The 16,718-nt window shown below is 41.1% G+C and carries 26 protein-coding genes; 2 read left to right on the forward strand and 24 right to left on the reverse strand.

Translation table 11 applies throughout. From position 1 onward, the window contains the following. Position 1: 1 nt before the first annotated feature. From FC85_RS04125 to FC85_RS04210, 18 genes are all read right to left on the reverse strand, one after another. Positions 2 to 352, reverse strand: a complete 351-nt coding sequence (locus FC85_RS04125) for a hypothetical protein (RefSeq protein ID WP_057864291.1) — start codon at positions 350 to 352, stop codon at positions 2 to 4. Between the two features lie 81 nt (positions 353 to 433). Beyond that, entirely contained in the window at positions 434 to 850 is a 417-nt protein-coding gene (locus tag FC85_RS04130) for a phage structural protein (RefSeq protein ID WP_013728202.1), read from the reverse strand. Positions 851 to 863: 13 nt separating this feature from the next. Next, the gene (locus tag FC85_RS04135) at positions 864 to 1,919 is read right to left on the reverse strand and encodes a DUF3383 family protein (protein WP_057864292.1); all 1,056 of its coding nucleotides are present in this window, start codon (positions 1,917 to 1,919) and stop codon (positions 864 to 866) included. 2 nt (positions 1,920 to 1,921) lie between these two features. Beyond that, positions 1,922 to 2,404 carry a phage neck terminator protein gene (locus FC85_RS04140; protein ID WP_057864293.1) on the reverse strand — a complete coding sequence of 161 codons (483 nt, stop codon included), beginning with the start codon at positions 2,402 to 2,404 and terminating at the stop codon, positions 1,922 to 1,924. Further along, positions 2,388 to 2,768, reverse strand: coding sequence for a hypothetical protein (locus tag FC85_RS04145; RefSeq protein WP_057864294.1), 381 nt, complete (start codon positions 2,766 to 2,768; stop codon positions 2,388 to 2,390). The genes FC85_RS04140 and FC85_RS04145 overlap by 17 nt, the downstream gene beginning before the upstream one ends. A gap of 1 nt (position 2,769) precedes the next feature. Continuing rightward, positions 2,770 to 3,360: a hypothetical protein gene (locus tag FC85_RS04150; protein WP_057864295.1), complete on the reverse strand. Its 591-nt coding sequence runs from the start codon at positions 3,358 to 3,360 to the stop codon at positions 2,770 to 2,772. Then, positions 3,357 to 3,737 (reverse strand): DUF4054 domain-containing protein, encoded by a 381-nt coding sequence (locus FC85_RS04155; protein ID WP_013728207.1) that lies wholly within the window; start codon positions 3,735 to 3,737, stop codon positions 3,357 to 3,359. Before FC85_RS04155 ends, FC85_RS04150 begins: the two co-directional genes overlap by 4 nt. A gap of 13 nt (positions 3,738 to 3,750) precedes the next feature. Continuing rightward, complete coding sequence (locus tag FC85_RS04160; protein ID WP_057864296.1) at positions 3,751 to 4,131, reverse strand: hypothetical protein; 381 nt, start codon at positions 4,129 to 4,131, stop codon at positions 3,751 to 3,753. An 11-nt stretch (positions 4,132 to 4,142) separates the two neighbouring features. Next, the gene (locus tag FC85_RS04165; RefSeq protein WP_083484954.1) at positions 4,143 to 5,030 is read right to left on the reverse strand and encodes an encapsulin; all 888 of its coding nucleotides are present in this window, start codon (positions 5,028 to 5,030) and stop codon (positions 4,143 to 4,145) included. 19 nt (positions 5,031 to 5,049) lie between these two features. Then, on the reverse strand, positions 5,050 to 5,556 hold the full coding sequence (locus tag FC85_RS04170) for a structural cement protein Gp24 (protein ID WP_057864298.1): 507 nt from the start codon (positions 5,554 to 5,556) through the stop codon (positions 5,050 to 5,052). Next, a complete protein-coding gene (locus FC85_RS04175) occupies positions 5,556 to 6,710 on the reverse strand; it encodes a DUF2213 domain-containing protein (protein ID WP_057864299.1) in 1,155 nt (384 codons plus the stop codon). Before FC85_RS04175 ends, FC85_RS04170 begins: the two co-directional genes overlap by 1 nt. A 12-nt stretch (positions 6,711 to 6,722) precedes the next feature. Beyond that, on the reverse strand, positions 6,723 to 7,223 hold the full coding sequence (locus FC85_RS04180) for a LysM peptidoglycan-binding domain-containing protein (protein WP_057864300.1): 501 nt from the start codon (positions 7,221 to 7,223) through the stop codon (positions 6,723 to 6,725). 122 nt (positions 7,224 to 7,345) lie between these two features. Continuing rightward, positions 7,346 to 8,188, reverse strand: a complete 843-nt coding sequence (locus tag FC85_RS04185; protein WP_057864301.1) for a minor capsid protein — start codon at positions 8,186 to 8,188, stop codon at positions 7,346 to 7,348. 8 nt (positions 8,189 to 8,196) lie between these two features. Beyond that, positions 8,197 to 9,642 carry an anti-CBASS protein Acb1 family protein gene (locus tag FC85_RS04190; RefSeq protein WP_057864302.1) on the reverse strand — a complete coding sequence of 482 codons (1,446 nt, stop codon included), beginning with the start codon at positions 9,640 to 9,642 and terminating at the stop codon, positions 8,197 to 8,199. 11 nt (positions 9,643 to 9,653) lie between these two features. Next, positions 9,654 to 11,105: a phage terminase large subunit gene (gene terL / locus FC85_RS04195; protein ID WP_057864303.1), complete on the reverse strand. Its 1,452-nt coding sequence runs from the start codon at positions 11,103 to 11,105 to the stop codon at positions 9,654 to 9,656. Beyond that, positions 11,086 to 11,685, reverse strand: coding sequence for a transposase (locus FC85_RS04200; protein ID WP_057864304.1), 600 nt, complete (start codon positions 11,683 to 11,685; stop codon positions 11,086 to 11,088). The genes terL and FC85_RS04200 overlap by 20 nt, the downstream gene beginning before the upstream one ends. Before the next feature lie 15 nt (positions 11,686 to 11,700). Beyond that, positions 11,701 to 12,003, reverse strand: a complete 303-nt coding sequence (locus FC85_RS04205) for a hypothetical protein (RefSeq protein ID WP_057864305.1) — start codon at positions 12,001 to 12,003, stop codon at positions 11,701 to 11,703. A 141-nt stretch (positions 12,004 to 12,144) separates the two neighbouring features. Next, positions 12,145 to 12,672 (reverse strand): hypothetical protein, encoded by a 528-nt coding sequence (locus tag FC85_RS04210; RefSeq protein WP_057864306.1) that lies wholly within the window; start codon positions 12,670 to 12,672, stop codon positions 12,145 to 12,147. A 239-nt stretch (positions 12,673 to 12,911) separates the two neighbouring features. Between FC85_RS04210 and FC85_RS04215 the strand changes: the two genes are divergently transcribed. After that, the gene (locus tag FC85_RS04215; protein ID WP_057864307.1) at positions 12,912 to 13,196 is read left to right on the forward strand and encodes a hypothetical protein; all 285 of its coding nucleotides are present in this window, start codon (positions 12,912 to 12,914) and stop codon (positions 13,194 to 13,196) included. A gap of 123 nt (positions 13,197 to 13,319) precedes the next feature. Further along, complete coding sequence (locus FC85_RS04220) at positions 13,320 to 13,526, forward strand: CsbD family protein (protein WP_057864308.1); 207 nt, start codon at positions 13,320 to 13,322, stop codon at positions 13,524 to 13,526. 485 nt (positions 13,527 to 14,011) lie between these two features. On the opposite strand, the gene FC85_RS04225 is transcribed toward FC85_RS04220, so the two are convergent. The 6 genes from FC85_RS04225 to FC85_RS04250 form a co-directional block, all read right to left on the reverse strand. Further along, complete coding sequence (locus FC85_RS04225) at positions 14,012 to 14,479, reverse strand: ArpU family phage packaging/lysis transcriptional regulator (protein ID WP_057864333.1); 468 nt, start codon at positions 14,477 to 14,479, stop codon at positions 14,012 to 14,014. A gap of 122 nt (positions 14,480 to 14,601) precedes the next feature. After that, positions 14,602 to 14,925 carry a hypothetical protein gene (locus tag FC85_RS04230; protein WP_057864309.1) on the reverse strand — a complete coding sequence of 108 codons (324 nt, stop codon included), beginning with the start codon at positions 14,923 to 14,925 and terminating at the stop codon, positions 14,602 to 14,604. Between the two features lie 231 nt (positions 14,926 to 15,156). Further along, complete coding sequence (locus FC85_RS15660; protein WP_157051266.1) at positions 15,157 to 15,327, reverse strand: hypothetical protein; 171 nt, start codon at positions 15,325 to 15,327, stop codon at positions 15,157 to 15,159. Then, a complete protein-coding gene (locus FC85_RS04240; RefSeq protein ID WP_057864311.1) occupies positions 15,324 to 15,725 on the reverse strand; it encodes a hypothetical protein in 402 nt (133 codons plus the stop codon). Before FC85_RS04240 ends, FC85_RS15660 begins: the two co-directional genes overlap by 4 nt. 3 nt (positions 15,726 to 15,728) lie before the next feature. Then, complete coding sequence (locus tag FC85_RS04245) at positions 15,729 to 16,424, reverse strand: putative HNHc nuclease (RefSeq protein WP_057864312.1); 696 nt, start codon at positions 16,422 to 16,424, stop codon at positions 15,729 to 15,731. Then, positions 16,421 to 16,717, reverse strand: coding sequence for a hypothetical protein (locus FC85_RS04250; protein WP_057864313.1), 297 nt, complete (start codon positions 16,715 to 16,717; stop codon positions 16,421 to 16,423). Before FC85_RS04250 ends, FC85_RS04245 begins: the two co-directional genes overlap by 4 nt. Position 16,718 lies beyond the last annotated feature (1 nt).

Below are 16,718 nucleotides of genomic sequence, written 5' to 3' on the forward strand. Positions count from 1 at the left end.
ACTAGTTTTGAAGAAAAGAAATTGTTTCTAGATAGAAGTCTTCTAAACCAGTATGCGTATCGAAGTAAGCCCAGTTCAAAGTTTGCGGTGAAATCAAAATGTTGCTTTTCTTGTTAAAGACCGCATCCAAAAAATTACTTTCCCGAATCATACCAGCAGAACCGCGTGAATCATCAAGGATTGCAATTGCCTGGCGACGACCTGGAAATTGTTCTGTGACGGAAATCTCTTTCTCATTTTCTTGATCTACGGTGCCATCTGGTTTCAGTGGCGCACTCTTAAAAGTGAATTTATGTTGTCGTAAACGAACCTTTACATCATTAGTTGCCGTTTTCTTTGTAGTCTCAGTCATGATAAAAATCCTCCATTTATTTTTAATATTTGTATGTACCCAAAAGGGTAACTACCAAAGTAGCAACCCTTTTTGAGTAACTTAGATTACCGAATAGCCAAGGTTAACACATGTTAATCCCCAATCACGGGCAGTTAAAGTGTTTGAGAATGAACCATCAGGCGCTTTAGTTACCCAACTATGCTTTGATTCAATCATTTCATTGTCTGATTTAGCAGTAAATGAGAAGTACTTGGATGCTGCCAACAAGTCGTTTAGATCTTTCATTTTTGGAGAAGCTTGTGACAAATGCACCGTCACAGTACCATGCTTGTCATTGGACTCAGAACCTGTACCGGTTCCTTGAGCATCAATAACCAAGTTGACGTTATCCTCAGCTTGAGTCCAGCCAACCATATCACCTGATTGAAAGCCAAAAAGGGAAATACCATCGACAATAATCGACACATTCTTGGCATTATAAATACTCATCAAACCGCTGTTATCACTGTTATCCATGTTGTATCCCTCCTTAGTTCATTACCGAGCCGTTGATTGTGACATTATGAATAGCACCGGAACGGGTATACGAGAATGTTCCACCGTTATAAGCACGTGCCAAAATATCGGTTTGTGACTGTTGCTCACGAGTACTGAAATCAGTATCATAAGCGCCTTTACCATCAGCACCGGTTAAGATAATGCCGTTATTCCAGGCATCATTAAGCACGTCCCGAACAATCTGTTCCAGTGTATCAATACCCACTTTGTCATAGGAAACTTTGCCGCTCTTAGGGTCTTGTAAGCGGGCCTGAATCCGATTACGCATCTCAACCTTTACCCAGATTTCGCCATGCAGGTTATCGATATACTCACCGGATAATGTGAAGCCTTCGGAAGTCTCACCAACGGAGCTGCCAGTGGTGGTAAAGTACACAATCACATGCGCTTTTTTCATTGCTGTAAATTGTGTATTGTTATACTGCTGAGGTGTGATGCCGGCCACATTTTTGAACTTCCAAGTTTGAGAACCAACAGTAAGGGAGGCAACCGCACCAACTAGACCAGCATCCAATGGTTCATTTGCCGGATGCTGAAGGCCAATCGTGTAATTTTGGGAACCCAAAGTAGCTAACGTGGTGTAATCCTCAACTTGTAGAAGTAGGAATTTACCGGCATTAGTTTCGAACATGTTAGTTAACTCAGTTGCCGTATTAGCGTCGAATTTATCCAGAACAGCAAAATACCAGCCATTCCAGAAAAAATCAGCCAAGGTATCAGATGCTTTGCCTGTTGGATATGAAACAATCATGAGGTAATTGCCGTGTTCAGTTTGATCAAAATAACCCTTGGCCTTGGCATATGGGGCTGATGATTCATCATAATCAGTCGCTACCTCGTCAAGCGATGTATATTCTTTATAATTGCCACCCGTAACTGATGCAATTGCCCCAGTGGGTGCGGTATATCCCGTAGCGGCTTGCTCAGTCATAATTAGCAGATTTCCATAACCAACATTGGGTACGGGAATGATTTCTTGAATATTGATAACAACATCAGCGATTTGTGGCACTAACGTAGTTGCCATTATTAATCACGCTCCTTGTTTTCTTTGATATTTGTTTGAGTAATTTGCGGCTTATATTGATCGGCAACCGTGTAGTCGTCGCGAACGATGTAAGTCACTGTAAATAGAAAATTGTAATCTTGGGTTTGATTCGCTAGAACTGTGTTGTCTACCACCGAATCCAGTTTGTAGGGACGCATGTTGGCTTTACTAAACTCAATTAATACGTCAGGACGATAAATCGCCTTACGAACAGCTTCAAGATTGTCTTGAGCTTCATAAGGCGATTGGGCGTGCGATTCAATTTGGACTCCAGTGAAGAACAGTTCGTTTTCAACCACGTCAATGGTGGCTAACTGATGTGAGTTAAACGGGACAATGGCAAAGTACGGAAACGGCGGTCGTTTATCATTGCTATTGCCATAGGTGGTTTCTAATCCAGTCGCATCTTTAATGACCGCTATAATGCGATTCATAAAATCCAGATGGCTAAATGTTTGGCTCATCTTTATCACTTACCTTCAATTCATAAATCACGATATCGGAATATCCCTGAAAATCTGTAATTGATTTAATGAGATATTTCATTCCCGTTCGGACATCCACAACCACAGAATCTTTAGGGGAAAACTTGGTACCGACTAGTTCCATGTCAAAATCCAAATCAGTACCAGTATTTCGTTGGCAAGTCATAGCAGCAAAAGTCCCAACTGGTACGAGTGCCCATTTGGCTTCAAGGTCAGGCGTTCTATCAGTAATTAACTGATGCGTTTTAAAGCCGCCGCTAGACGCACCCTTATCACTGTCAGCACTATAAATTTGAATTGGCACACCCATTTTCTTGACGATGCTACCCATTTTTAAACGCATATTAGAACTTCCTTACTTCATAGATAATTGATTGAGCTAACCGGCCAGTATCGACCAGGGGATTATCAACACCATGCTTGCGAGCCTTTGTGGCTGGCGCATTGTGAGGCGTTTTCCATCCTATGATTGCTTTTCGAATGTCTGCTACAACGATGTTGCCCATATGATGCATACAACCCTCAGCCGTTTGGCGACTCATGACAATCTCATGGATTTGGTTGCGATATTCTTTAGTCCAAGCATTAAACCGTTTGTCATAAGTCTCAGTAAAGTAATGTCGAGGTGGAATTATGACTTCCTTGACCAAATAGAACATTACTTGCCCCGAATCATCGACCAGAATACCTTTACCATTGCCCCTTGTCCTAAGATGTAAGTTGTCATAATCCTTAGCGCTTTTGCCACGTGGCACGTGTTCACTCGGGATAGTCAGATACTTACTGTTAATCGGCTTGATATGTGCACCAAATTCCAGCACATGCGCAATCATTGCCAAATTGCCGCCTTCCTCTGACAGAACACCTACGAACAACTCCCGATGCATCAGCTTCTTTAGTTCAGGAATGCCTCTTTCCAGATGGTTATAACTCATTGTGGTAACACCGCCAAACTGATACGTGGCATACCGTTGTCACCATATAGCGACCATAAGCGATAATAATCAGCTCCCCAGGTCGTTAGTTGCAGCCACTTTAACCAGTCCTGTGAACCAGCCTTAAAGTAAGTAACCTGAATTGGCCCAACTTTTTCAGCAGAAACTAACGTTGAGGACGTGCCAACAATGTACTTATGGATGGTTAGGTAACGTTCTGCCATCTCCAGAATGTCAGTATCGGTAGTTGAGAAGCCATCATGAGTCACTTTGATATGCGCATCAGAGATGTATTGCTGAATGGTGGCTTCGGCAACATCCTCAAACGTATCAGGAGCCGAGTTTTTAACGGCATCAATCGTTGTGTAATTTGCCATTCAGCTCATCCCCTTACTTTAGTTTTGCTTTGATAACATCTACAACGCCTTTACGATTTGCACTGGTGGTTTCGGATTTTAATAGTGCTTCTAAAACACTTTCATCTGAAATCGTTCTAATTGCATTAGTAGCATCCGCAACATTCATGTTTGCCACATCTGGCGTTTCAATTGGTGCGTAGGTCGTCGCACTGGTTGCTGGTGTATCCTTAGCAATTTGTGAAACGTCCTCAACGATTAATTGTCCGTCAGCTACCAATGGCTTAATGAGCGGATCGGCAAGGGCCTTTTTAACCTTGTTAACTTCTTTTTGAAGCAGGTTATTCAAGCCTCGTTTTATCATCACACCATTAATTACACGGTTAAATTGAGTTCTGTTTTCAACTTTGACCAAAGTAGCACCTCCTAAACGTTATCGACACGGTTTACCAAATAAGGGCGACGCAAGATAATGCCGCCTAATCGTTCGTACAAAGCAATCCGGTGAGTCCAGAAGTTGACAATCTCTTCTTGTGAGCGACTCATTGGGTCAGCAATCGCGATTTGAACGGTATCGGGTTGGTTATCAAAGATAATTAATGAATCCTTGCCATCAGTTCCGGCACCTTTGAGTTCAGGGATTGAAACAATGCTTGAGAACCAGCCATTTGCTTGAACAACTGCCATGATTGAACGTGAGTCGTAATCACTGTAACGACGATTGAGTTCTTCATAAGCATCAGGAGCCAAGCCCAGAACCGGTTTAATATTGGAGAAACCATTTACTAACGTTAAAGTCTTACGTGCCTTACGGAGAACTTCAACGATGGCTGCTGAATCAGTGATTGCTGAAAACGGACCAGCGGTATTTGTGGTAACCGTACTATCTGGTGAGTTAAACAATCCGTTAATACCCTTGGTTTGATCACCAACAAAGCAGATTGAATTTTCTTTCTCAGCGATTGCTCGTGCAGCAGTTGCAATTTTGGTGACATTGGGGGTTAACCCAGCCAAATGAGCTTGCTTAAGTTCCTCGTCCGTCCAAGTTGCGCCCACTTCAATTCGGAAAATAGAACTATCAACTGGCGTTAAGTCAGTATCAACCATCGGGATATCATTAGAACGTTCATCAGCAAGCTTGGCTTTACCAAAACTTCTAGATACGTAGTAACGATAAGATGTTGCGCCTTGAGGGATATCCGTATAAGGCTTAATTAAACTTCGAGCTAGAAGTGATTGTTGAGGCGCTTGATAAATAGTCTTATCAATGGCTTTCAAATCTCTGGCTTCCAGCATTACATGTGAATTTGCCATTTTTTAAACTCAGACCTTTCTATGATCCATGTGCAATAGTGTAAGGTGCTCCAAGATTAAGTTGCACCGGTGCCGTGGAAACTTGTCCAAAATCAGTATCAGAAACTGACGAAGTGTTAAATTTACCATTGTCTAGGAATTGTCCTATCACCGTATCACCAGCTACAGCAGTCTTGAAAATACCATTTGATCCAACTGTTGCTGGGTCGCCAACTTTTACATCTGCACTAATTTGAACAGTAACCGCACCAGAACGCATTACCGGAATCTCATCCTTGGCATCCCATTGTTCAACGTCTCGGGAATCCCAGCTCTGAATGTAGTAACGATTAAGCACTACCCCGTAAACACCGGTACCGTTAGCGGCAGGTGCAATGACGTTATTAGTCTTAGTTACCGCAATGCCGAATGGAACGACATCGGCTGCATGGTCAGTATTCACAACATAAGGTTGGTTACTGGCAATTGTTCCGGCACCTAATGGACCGGAGACATAACCAGTTCCTTGGGGAATATAATTAGGCATTACTTTTCACCTCCAAATTTCTTATCATACAAATCGAGATTGTTTCCGAGCTTGGTTTCGTTGGCACTATCTTTATGGAATTCGCCACCAGCGTTATCAAAACCGGTATTTTTTGCGACATCTTGCATAGCATCAAAATAAGTATTGATGTAAATATCATCCTTATCTTTCTCATCGAAGCTGTCGTTCAACTTCTTGATCGCATCCACCTTAATCTGTTTATCATCTTTGCTCTCAAACTCGTATGAGTCGCCTAGAACCTTCTTAGCTTTCTTTTCGAGTGCTAAACGATTCTTTACGGCTTCTTGAATACTGTCGGCAGCATCTTGCTTGGCTTTCTCAGCCTTAGCTTTTTCAGCATCCTTTTCAGCCTTAGCTTTAGTAGCATCACTTTCAGCCTTCTCTTTATCGTCTTTAGCAGACTTAAGCTTCTTTTCAGTTTCTTCAGCGGTTTCTTTGCTCTGCTTGGCTTGCTCTTTAGCATCAGTAATCTGTTGCTTATAAGCCTTAATTTGAGCTTGAATTTTGTCCGCTGCATCTGATTCAAGTTCAACAGTATCGCCTGAATCCAGCATTAACTTGGTCATTTGATTCCCTCCATTCGATTTATGTTTATCTAGAACCATTTCGGCAGAATCACCAAACAAATTAACATCATGTCCGGCTCTGCCATGGTCAACAATCGCAATATGGTTAATTTTGATGTTCTTTTGTGCGGCATCATATCGAGTTCCTTGGTATTCACCTGGGTTTTCATCAACGTTGGCTAGAAAACCAATGGATAGCTCATGTTTACCATCTCGAATCTGATCAAGTGTTTTCTGATCAGCCACCGTCATCGATACTTTCAAATGCCTGCCATCACTCTGCGCATCATTGTGTGTCATCCCTACGGCATACCTCTTATAATTTGATGGCTTAACCGTTTCATTAGGATGATCGTTCGTAATTGGCTTAGAATTAGCCGATTGAACTGTCTCAGGTGAGAAAATGTCATCAGGGAGCTTAGCTTCCATCAATTCAGACCCATCAGAAAAGCGATATGGGAACACACCTGGCTTAGCAATTGGACAAGCGGTGATATTCAAAAAACCGTCGTCGTCAATCGTCGAATCCATGATTGCCATTCGGTCATATCTGGTAACAGTTTTCAAATCTGCCACCTTCTATTCGCCGAGTGGAACCATGAAGTAACGGTCTGGTGAATAGATGATTTGCCCGACTTGAACCTTGCGATACTTGCGAATGCCGTTGTACCAACGTAACTGTTCAGATCCACGCTTGAAATGATTGGCAACATCGGCAATTGACTCGCCTTCTTGAACTTGGTAAGTTGCATCTTCATAATAAGTGCAGTCGTTGGGATAATTAACCCAGAAATTCTTCTGCTGATTAGTCAATCTCAAATTGCCATAGTGAGAGGCTACTTGCTGCGCACGTACCGTTGGATCTTCGGAGTATACCTCATCAACTGGAGAAACAGCTGATGAACTAGCCGGTGCTGAATTAGTAGGCGCATCACTTTTAGCTAGAGTACTTGATGCAGAGCTGCTTGGATAAGTGGAAGCAGCGTATGAAGCACTGGAACTGGTTGGTGCTGAACTACTTGATGCAGAACTAACTGAGCTAGTTGTTGCATCACTGCTTGAACTACTGTCTTGTGCCATAATAGAATCTCCTTTTCCTAATTTTGCTAGGCATCAAAAAAGACGTCCATTTCTGAACGCCTCATCCCTAGTAATGTGACTATGTGGGCTTGCACCACATCATGTCTTTGCACTAGCCACTATTAAATTAATCCTTGTGCTTGATATTCATGAAGTTGGTCAGCAAACACTGGCAACGCAACGCATCGGCATTGGATCGGTTCACCTGGCACCATCCCATTATCACCGCCAGCAGGATTACCATACCTTTGTAAGCTTTGGTCAAGTAATTGATGCAAGTCACGCACACGGGCGTCTTCCATTGACTGCCAGATATAATAATCGGCACCAGCTTCTTGCTGACGATGCGCATTGATTTGACCGAGAATGCTGCCAGTCTGATCACGAGCAATTAGATGAGCGTGCGCACTGGTTACATTGTCAATTTTGGCAATTTCCTTAGCAATTTCGCCCGTTCCTTGACCTTTGGTAACGCCATTAAAAACGGTTGATTCGACTTGTTGGGCATATTGATCATGTAAGGTCGTAATGCGACTAACATTCTCCGCAATCTTGCTTTGGGTATACTGCCTTAAAAACCTGTCTGATGATATTGGGTCGATGGGCTGCGGTCCCATTTGAACTTTCAGCCCGTTATAACTCCACTTATCAACATCTTTAATAAACTCGCTAACCCAGGCTTCTAAAGTAATGTCATTGAGTCCGGACTCTAATTGGTTCTCTAAGTACTGCATGGCTGCCCTGAGCTGGTCAGCCACACTGTCGTTAGCGTCGTCGTCTTGATAAATGGCTGATTGTTTGTAAATCGGGACAATCGTGTATCGCCACAATTGGTCGGCTCGTTGAAACCAATGCTTCAACAAGCTGTCCATGTACTTGTGATAGCGTGTCTCTAATCCAAAGCAGAACCGTGTTGGCACAATGTGCGGTAACAATTCCTTGGGTACTTTGATCAACTTTGCCATGCCGTCACCTACTTAAACAGCTTCTTAAACCAGTTTTTATGCTTAGCGGTCTCACCGTTGTACTTTTTAACTAGGTCATTCTTCTCACTATCGGTTAATTGCTCAAACGGCTTAATAGCGTCTGCTGAATCACCTGTGAATGCATTAGTAGCATTGTTCTTATCCGTATCAAGGAAGGCATCATGTGCCTCCTCAGGGCTTAATGCGCCACATTGAACCAAGTAGGATAATCCCTGTGCTTTTGCAAGGGATGTCTGTGCGTTTGTTAGTGAATCCTGTTCCCAAAGTGGGTTGAAGTTCAGCTGCCAGTCGATGCTGTCCGGGTCAATATTGCCAACGTTCTTAGCTTTCAGTAGCAAGCGAACTAAACGCTCCAGATATGGTCTTAGAATGTTTTCTTGTTGTGATTTGATATAAGAATAATAGTTCTGCACATCAGTCTGTGTGCCAGATACCTTTCCCGATTGCTGACCTAATAAAACGGTTTTAGGAATGTTAGTGGCTGCCGATAAGTTGTCCCACATGAAGCTAATTAATGAATCAACACCGGTTAATTGTGTGCCAACCTTAGCAACCTCATCATTCTGACCAATTAACGCCAGTGATTCAGTCGTAAATTGATAATTCATCATGCCGGATAGTTTCGCTAATTGTTTGGGATCTGCACTGGCAGTATCAATACTATTAGATGAATAGGTTTTAAACGAAAGATCGTTCATGATTTGCCCCACCGACCAGTTAGCAATATCAACTAGCTTTAGAGCATCAAAGATTGTTTCGTAAATTGAATGTCCCTGATCATCGCCCTCATCACGCCCGTATTCCGCATGCATATATCGTGAAGCGTCAATGGTCTTCATCAGACCATTCTCGGTCTGTGTGTTGTTTTCAAGATCATAGGCTGAATTGCCTACTGAAACTTGAATATTGGCTTCTTTGCCATACGTTAGACTAAACGGCCATAGGTTAGTAATGATGTTACCCACAATCCGTCTATCGAACGGTTGAATGTACAGAATATCTAATAAGGCGTCAGGATCCAGTGGTTTAGATGAATCATCATCTTTTTGGTTCTCAATGCCACCGATCGCAATAAACGAATCGCCCCACTTGAGGCGATCACTTAGAAATTGGGCAAAAACATTCTGGCTATTTAAATCTTTGAGTTTTTGGTTAATCAAATCGTCCAGGTCTTCATTGTCAGACGTGAACTCCCAGCCATTTCGCGTCATATCGGTTGCTGGCATTGTAATCACCATATGAGCGACGTGGTTATCATGGTCAAGTTGCTGTATTTGGTTATCATCTAACTGGCGATAATTGCCGTGTGGCACAAGATTGCTGTAACTCTTAGCCGAAGCACTATGATCATCGGCCATACTGTCAACGATTTTTACTTTTTCATCCAGCGAATCCTTAGGTGCTTGCTTCCGTTTGATGCGTTTGTTTGCCACACTGTGTCACCTCACATTCCATATCGTGCAAATAGGTTATTAGACTTTTCCATGTAGGTTAGTCCTTGCGTCGTACTATCAACTTCATCGTCGTGGGCTGCGGTTGGGAAGCTCGTTAGCTCAGTAATATAATCGTCAATCTCAGGTCGCCAAGCCGGATGAGGGATGTAGATATTACCAGCCTCGAACTGTGCAGTAACGGCATATGCTCGCACTTCCTTGCCACCTTGCGGTTCAACCGGAATAATGCCACCAATCTCATGCTGAAGCGTGTTAATGATGGCTGGCCCGTTGGCTTTGTCTTCAATAAACTTCCGTGAAGCTTTCGGGTACATCTTGGTTACTCGTCGAATAGCATTCAGCGTTTGCGTAAAGTCCATACGAGCATGTTCACGATGTAGTAGATAACGATCAGCACCCCGGGCACCCCATACTTGACCAGCTACATAATCATCATTTTCTTTACTTTTAAACGTGGCATCCCAAGACTGAATTTGAGTATCTAAAAAGCGTGGCAAAATCGCCACGCTATCGTCTAATCCTAATTGGTGTTTAATTTGTTCGTTAGGCACGTAGTAACGAAGCCAATCCGGTTTGAATACGCCACCACCTTCAGGGATGGGATTTTGTTGATATAATGCCGCCCATGTTCGAGCACCAACACTCTTCTTTGTTTGTTCAGCCCAGGCTTTGTCATAGCTTAACGGCTTCTGTGGTGCGAGTGTGTCGCCAATTTCACGACCTAATAAATCATCCGATTCAGTACATACTGCTGGCAACTTTAACTCAATCCACGGTCGTGCTTTCTGCTTAAGCAAACGGCCAATTAGATCATCGTCGCTCCACCTAGTCATAATGACAATGCAAGAAGAATCAGCATGTAGACGAGTTGAAAAGGTTGATTGCCATTCTTCCCATATCTTGTCACGGATTGTCTTGGACATTGCTTCTTGGGCGTTCTTAATCGGATCATCAATGATTAACAGATCAGCACCACGACCAGTTGCACCAGATAGAATTGAAGTTGAGTACATCCCACCGGAATGCCCTTTAATTCCCCAGTCTGAAACGGAACTTGTCTGTTGTGAAAGCTGTAGGCTAAACATTTGCGGGGCGTAAACCATGAATTTATCACGATTCTTACGGCCAAACTTAGTATATAAATCTTCCGAATAGGCCGCCATCATAACTTCCTTATCAGGATTCTTCATCAAGTAGTAGCTCGGAAATGTTTCAGTAATGCTGGCTGACTTGCCGTGACGTGGTGGCATCTCCACACACAGGAACAGTTTTTCACCGTTAATAATGCGCTGCAGGTATGAACAGATTAGTTTAACGTGCGGATAGAGTTTATAACGATTTTCATGCGATAAAGTAAAGTAATACTCATACTTTCGTCGAGCTAATGCCAACTCAATACCATATTCTGCCTGTTCTTTAGGATTATTTAGGTTCCAAGCCATCTTTATCACCTTCTAGCTTTTCTAAATGCTTGATTAACTCGTCTGTGCCCAAGTTATCGAATGAGGAATCAACGCGACCAGACAAGCCAATTTCACGTTTATCACGCCACTCATTCGGTTTCCGATTCTTAAGCCAAAAAATGACCGCCGTGCTATCTGGTGGAACAGTATGCTCGTTTTGATAAAGCTCAATTCGTTCACGAGTGGGTACATGCTCATACACATATTCTTTGATATCGTCATCAGTTGCTTCAGGGTGACTAAGCTTAAACTCATTCTTCGCCTTATTTCGGCGTGCCCACAATACATTATCGTCAAGGTCAACCACTTTGTACTGATGGTCAGTGGTGACATAACCAGTAGCACGTTTAAACAACGCATTTTCAACTTGTCGGTCAACAACTTCTTTCCCCTTTTTTAGGGTGTCGGAAATGTCGGAATATTTTTTCTTCCACGCATATAATGTTGTGCGGTTAATTCCTGCATTCCTTGCTATTTGATCATCAGTCAGGCCATCACGTGCCCAGCCTTCCAGCTTGAGCAAGCCTTCTTTTGTTAACCATTTAGTATACTTAGCCAACTTGCTCACCTCTAATTATTTTATAAAATTATCTGAGCCGTATGGGATAGGGATGTCTCCCCAAACCTCTTTTAGCATGATAAAGATCAGGTAATCATAATTACTACCAATCAATGGCACATTTGAGAAATTGTCATATGCTTTGGTCATAATTTCCGCATGGTTGCGAATTTCTTGGTCAATATCCCCATCTTTTAACTCTTGCTGAATGGCGGAATTAGTAACCTTATCGCTCATAATCATCTTAGATACTTCAGGCTTTAGTTTTGATAGTTCGTCAACAATCTTATTAAAATCTGCATTCTCCCGATTAGTCATTATTTCTCTCCTTCGTGATACAATTAAATTACAGGTATTTAGTACCGGTTGTGCATATAGCATGATCTAGTAAATAGATAGGCTTTAAGGCCTGAGGCTCTTAGCTAGAAATTAGTTAAGAGTCTCTTTTGTTTTGGCCTTTTAGTTCCAAAATTCATCCTCAATATGAGCAACACCGTGCATTGACGGGATACTAAACAAACGAATTTCCGAGCCGTCAAACATCTTAATAACAGTGATGTTTTTTTCATGCTTTTTAATTGATTTGATATACCCACGATCAAGATTCTTAATTGTCACGTACTTGCGTTTAATGTCCTGGTCTGTGATAATCCGTCCTAATTCCGAACCGTTTTTACCACCAGCGATGTTCAATTCCTCAACTAGGTACCGCTGATGATTATTTAAATGAATCTGCACGGCATTAGGTTGATAGTCATTATTGCCGTCAATTATTGGATCATAGAACGTCTCATTATCGCTGTTTACATCTTGTAAATATAAACCATTGTTAAATTCATAGACCCTTGAATTTTTCCACTGCTCATCATTGTGATAAGTAACGATATTTTGATAATATCGTGGTAGTTTAACATGTGCATTCCCATGATTGATTACTTCTAGCAATCCATTTGCTTCGGTTTTCGTAACAGAATTAACATATGTCATTAAGCTTTTTCTCCTTCAATTCAAGTTTATTCAGGCGTCTAGCTGCTAGAACTTTCCGCTTACGATCTTTAATCTTTGACTTCTTGTGATTCTTCGTATGTTTGTTATGTTTACTCATAAATTGACGCCTCATCATTCTTTAGTTGTCATATTTCAAAAAAACAGTTTAACGTGGGATAATATGGATAGATGTTTTGGTATGTTTGTTTGTCGTGCAATTGCTTAAGGAGGCATCTGTCATGACCATACTTAATAATAATAAAATTTACCAGTTACTTAGTGAACGAGGATTGGGAAACGTTAGTCCAGAAACTGCCGAAGCCGTTGAGTCAATTTTAGGGGAACTAGATCGAAAAAATATTTTAAGGCAAAATAATAGCAAAAATTATTTTATTGATCGGACCACGTTGGAAACAACTGGTCTTTTAAGAGCATTAGTTGAACAAAACTGGATAATAATTGCACAAAACGATGAAATCATTAAAAAGCTAAGCCAAATTTTTGCTGCCCAAAAGGAATTGTAAAAATAACTAATAGATCATTACTATGAATTTGTGTTCATGTTAACTTATTAGCAATCAAATCAATTGCATTATTTGAATATTAGAAAGATAATAATCGTAGTAACTAATAAGGAGGTTATTTATATGAGTTTAAAAGATAAAGCAGATAGCACTAAGGATAAAGTTAGTGGTAAAGCTAAAGAAACTGAGGGTAAAATTACCGGTGACAAAGCTCGTGAAGCTGAAGGTAAGGGACAGGGCCTTATTGGCAAGGCTAAAGAGAAGCTCTCTGATGCTAAAGAAACTGTTAAAGATACTGTCAATGATCTTAAAAAGAAGACTGACAAATAGTTTTGAATTTTTAGACAAGCCGATAGCTTGTCTTTTTTCTAAACTGATAAGTCGATCTTTGCCTCGATAATATTCAGTAAAATGGTTGGTAGCATATGATAAATATTAAATAATCAATGTGACCATATTTATGCCCTCTTTGCACATTTGAAAGCGTTAACTTTAATGGTATAATAGGATTGGGGGACGAATAAAGTTCCAGCTGCAGGTGACTTAAATACCTGCAGCTTTTTGTACAAAAAAGTCCATGCTTTCCACGCATGGACTACTTACTTACGATGTGTGATTAGACACAAACACGGATTTAAATTTTATTTATCGTAAGCAACGTGACTGGCAAGGAATCGAACCCCACAACGGCAGTTTCATACCGTACCATTTCGCATTGTTGCGTACTCAGCCACACATTTTATATTAGTATTGTAAAACTCTCTTACAAATTCCACAATACCAATATACCTCATAAATTCGTATAAACAGTCCGATCATAGTCCACTTTGAGTCTGATTTAAGTCTGATTTATAAATATGTAAATCATCCAAAAGATACGTATCGGCAAATTGTAGCAACGCGCTGGGCTTGATGTGGTCAAAGTAGTGTGATCGGGAATAACCAATAGTCATATAGCACATTGTATCCGTATAGTTATCTAAATATCGCATGCTTAGAAGCTCTTTGCTAACATTATCGCATCTATCAATTGCTTCAACCGTTCTTTTGACGATTTGTTGGGCGTAGACTCTTCGAACAATTGTGGCATCAGCATTATTCAGTTTGGTTGGTGATTTGGGCATTCCGTCCATCGCTGGCGATTTCAACCTTGCAATCATTGCATCATAGTTAGCTGAGGTCAGGCCACTTGCCCTTAGCATCCTTGGAAATAAGCTCCCCAAAAAGTGTTTGCAATTCTCAACCGTTCTGTCTCTATCCACCTGTGGAAATAAGCTGTCCATTTGATTGTCCAAGTCTGGCACCCCTTCTAATAAGCTTTAGTTAATGTTATAATTAATCTGCCATTAATTGCATCACTTCGGCTTCCGGAAACGGAAGCCTTTTTTGTTTATTAATTCTTGATCTACCATTCATCAGTAGGCGGCAAACTATCCAAAATACCGCCCTGGTTCATGATTAAATAAATCATTGGCAAATCTTGTTTAAATTGCTGCTTGCTTTTAGATAGTGTTAAATTATAGACATCAATTTCACCGTCATGATAGCTAATAATACAAATTAGCGATGAATCACAATAATTATGAAAAGAAAGTGCATGGCGAGATTTGTCATGCTCTATTTTGAAATTCTTATGAATAATATCATATCCTGAATAAAGATGAACATATGAAGGTAGCGACTTAATTAGGCTATTAATAAGAGTATCTTTAAGCAATGTGTGGTTCATTTACTCTCCTCCATAGATCTGGATTTTGGGGGTATTTCCCAAAACCTTGCAGGCCAATAAGTAAAATTACAACCTCCAACTGACGTATTAGAACTAATTGTTGCAAATCAAAATATTCATGAGTTTTTTTACCCCGCGCTCTAAATTTGATTTTTGGGTGCATTTTTATTTCCCCTTTGTTGCAAAAACAGCTGTTTTTGGATTTATACGTGAATTGCTTTTCACGCTTTCTTATTTTTTCTCCTCAATTAATTTCCAACCAAACAACTTACGATGTTTGGCGATAGCGTCTTTAACCATCCAAGTACTAACTAATGGGTGATTGTCATTTCGAATAATTTCCACAACTTTCACCGGACTGTTAATCATATGAAATTGACCATCTTTAATTGCCAGAATCATGAGTTCACCTTCTTATTATCACGATTAATTTGATTTTGATATTCATAAATAATGTTACGACAAATCTGTGTTTTGAGTCCCAAAATGTGTCCAATCGTGGCACTATCATAGCCACGGTAATAAAGTTCAACTGCTTCTTGATGAACTTCTAGAGCTTCCCACTGTGGTAAATCACTGATCGTCCGTTCCGGAAAATGCAATTCCGGTGGTTGGGCTCGTCTGCGCTGAAGGGCTAACATTTCTGGTGAATTGTCCGGTGCTTTTCTGATTGATTGATAACGATCATCACAACAATGAACTAAAGCTAATATTTCATGATAATAATTCTTATTGGCCTGCTTATGCTGCTTAACTACCCACAGATAGTGAGCAATTTTATTTTCAAGTAACCGACTCATTACTTAACCTCCCCGATTATCTATTTTATCCATCTGCTGTCGCGTCATCACACCTAACTCAATCAAGGTTACCTCATCGAGCTTAATAGGTTGGACGTAGTATTTATTAATGAAAGCTTGTTCACCGATTTGATGGAATTCCGCATGATGCTTGCGACATAAAGCCATAAATCGGTGTTCGCGATGATCAACCAGTACTCTTGTTTCAGTACCCACAGCGTCCCAGTGGTGAATATCTGCATGCGCTTTCCCACAAATCGCACACACTCGATGACGACAGCATTCATATTGATAATACTCCTCATTCTTTGGTATGAGTTTATAACCTTTTCTTAAGGGCACATGCCATTCAAACACAAAGTCAACCACTAAGTCGAGCAATTGATTAGCATCGCTGACTGACGATGTAGTGGCGTCTGACAGGCTAATGGACTTACCGGCAGTGTAAAACTCATATTGAGTATAAAACAGTTCCTTCAAAAATTCTTGTGGCACAATGAAGTGCTCCGAAATATCATTCAGCAAGGCAAAGAACAACCGCCGTTGTCGCGGTCTAGCTTTGCGAGGATCGGCAAACGTTAGATCCACCCAGACTTGATTCGTTTGGCCGTTAACCGTCTCCAGATGATCCAGGCTTGGCTCGTGATCTAAGTGAATAATCAGGTCCATTCCTTGACGTTTAGCTATCAAACGGGTCATCTGTCTGTAACCTTCTTTTTCTGCTTGGCAATAGCGGCTTTGAAGTCTAAATAATCTTCCGCTTCCAAGTCGGGATTCCATTCAAAACCACTGATAAAGCCTTCATGGTATTGGTTTAAAAGTACCATCATGGCAAATCGCCGATAAATTTCTCGACAGTCATCGTCATACTGATTACCGCCATGAGCAATTACTACCCGCATCTGATTTTTATAACACTCTAATAACCAATCAGGATGAACTTCGCTGGCTGCTAATCTAAGCATTTGATTGGCCCAGGCAATGTTTGTCATC

The sequence above is a fragment of the Lentilactobacillus diolivorans DSM 14421 genome (genome assembly GCF_001434255.1).
Lineage (GTDB): Bacteria > Bacillota > Bacilli > Lactobacillales > Lactobacillaceae > Lentilactobacillus > Lentilactobacillus diolivorans.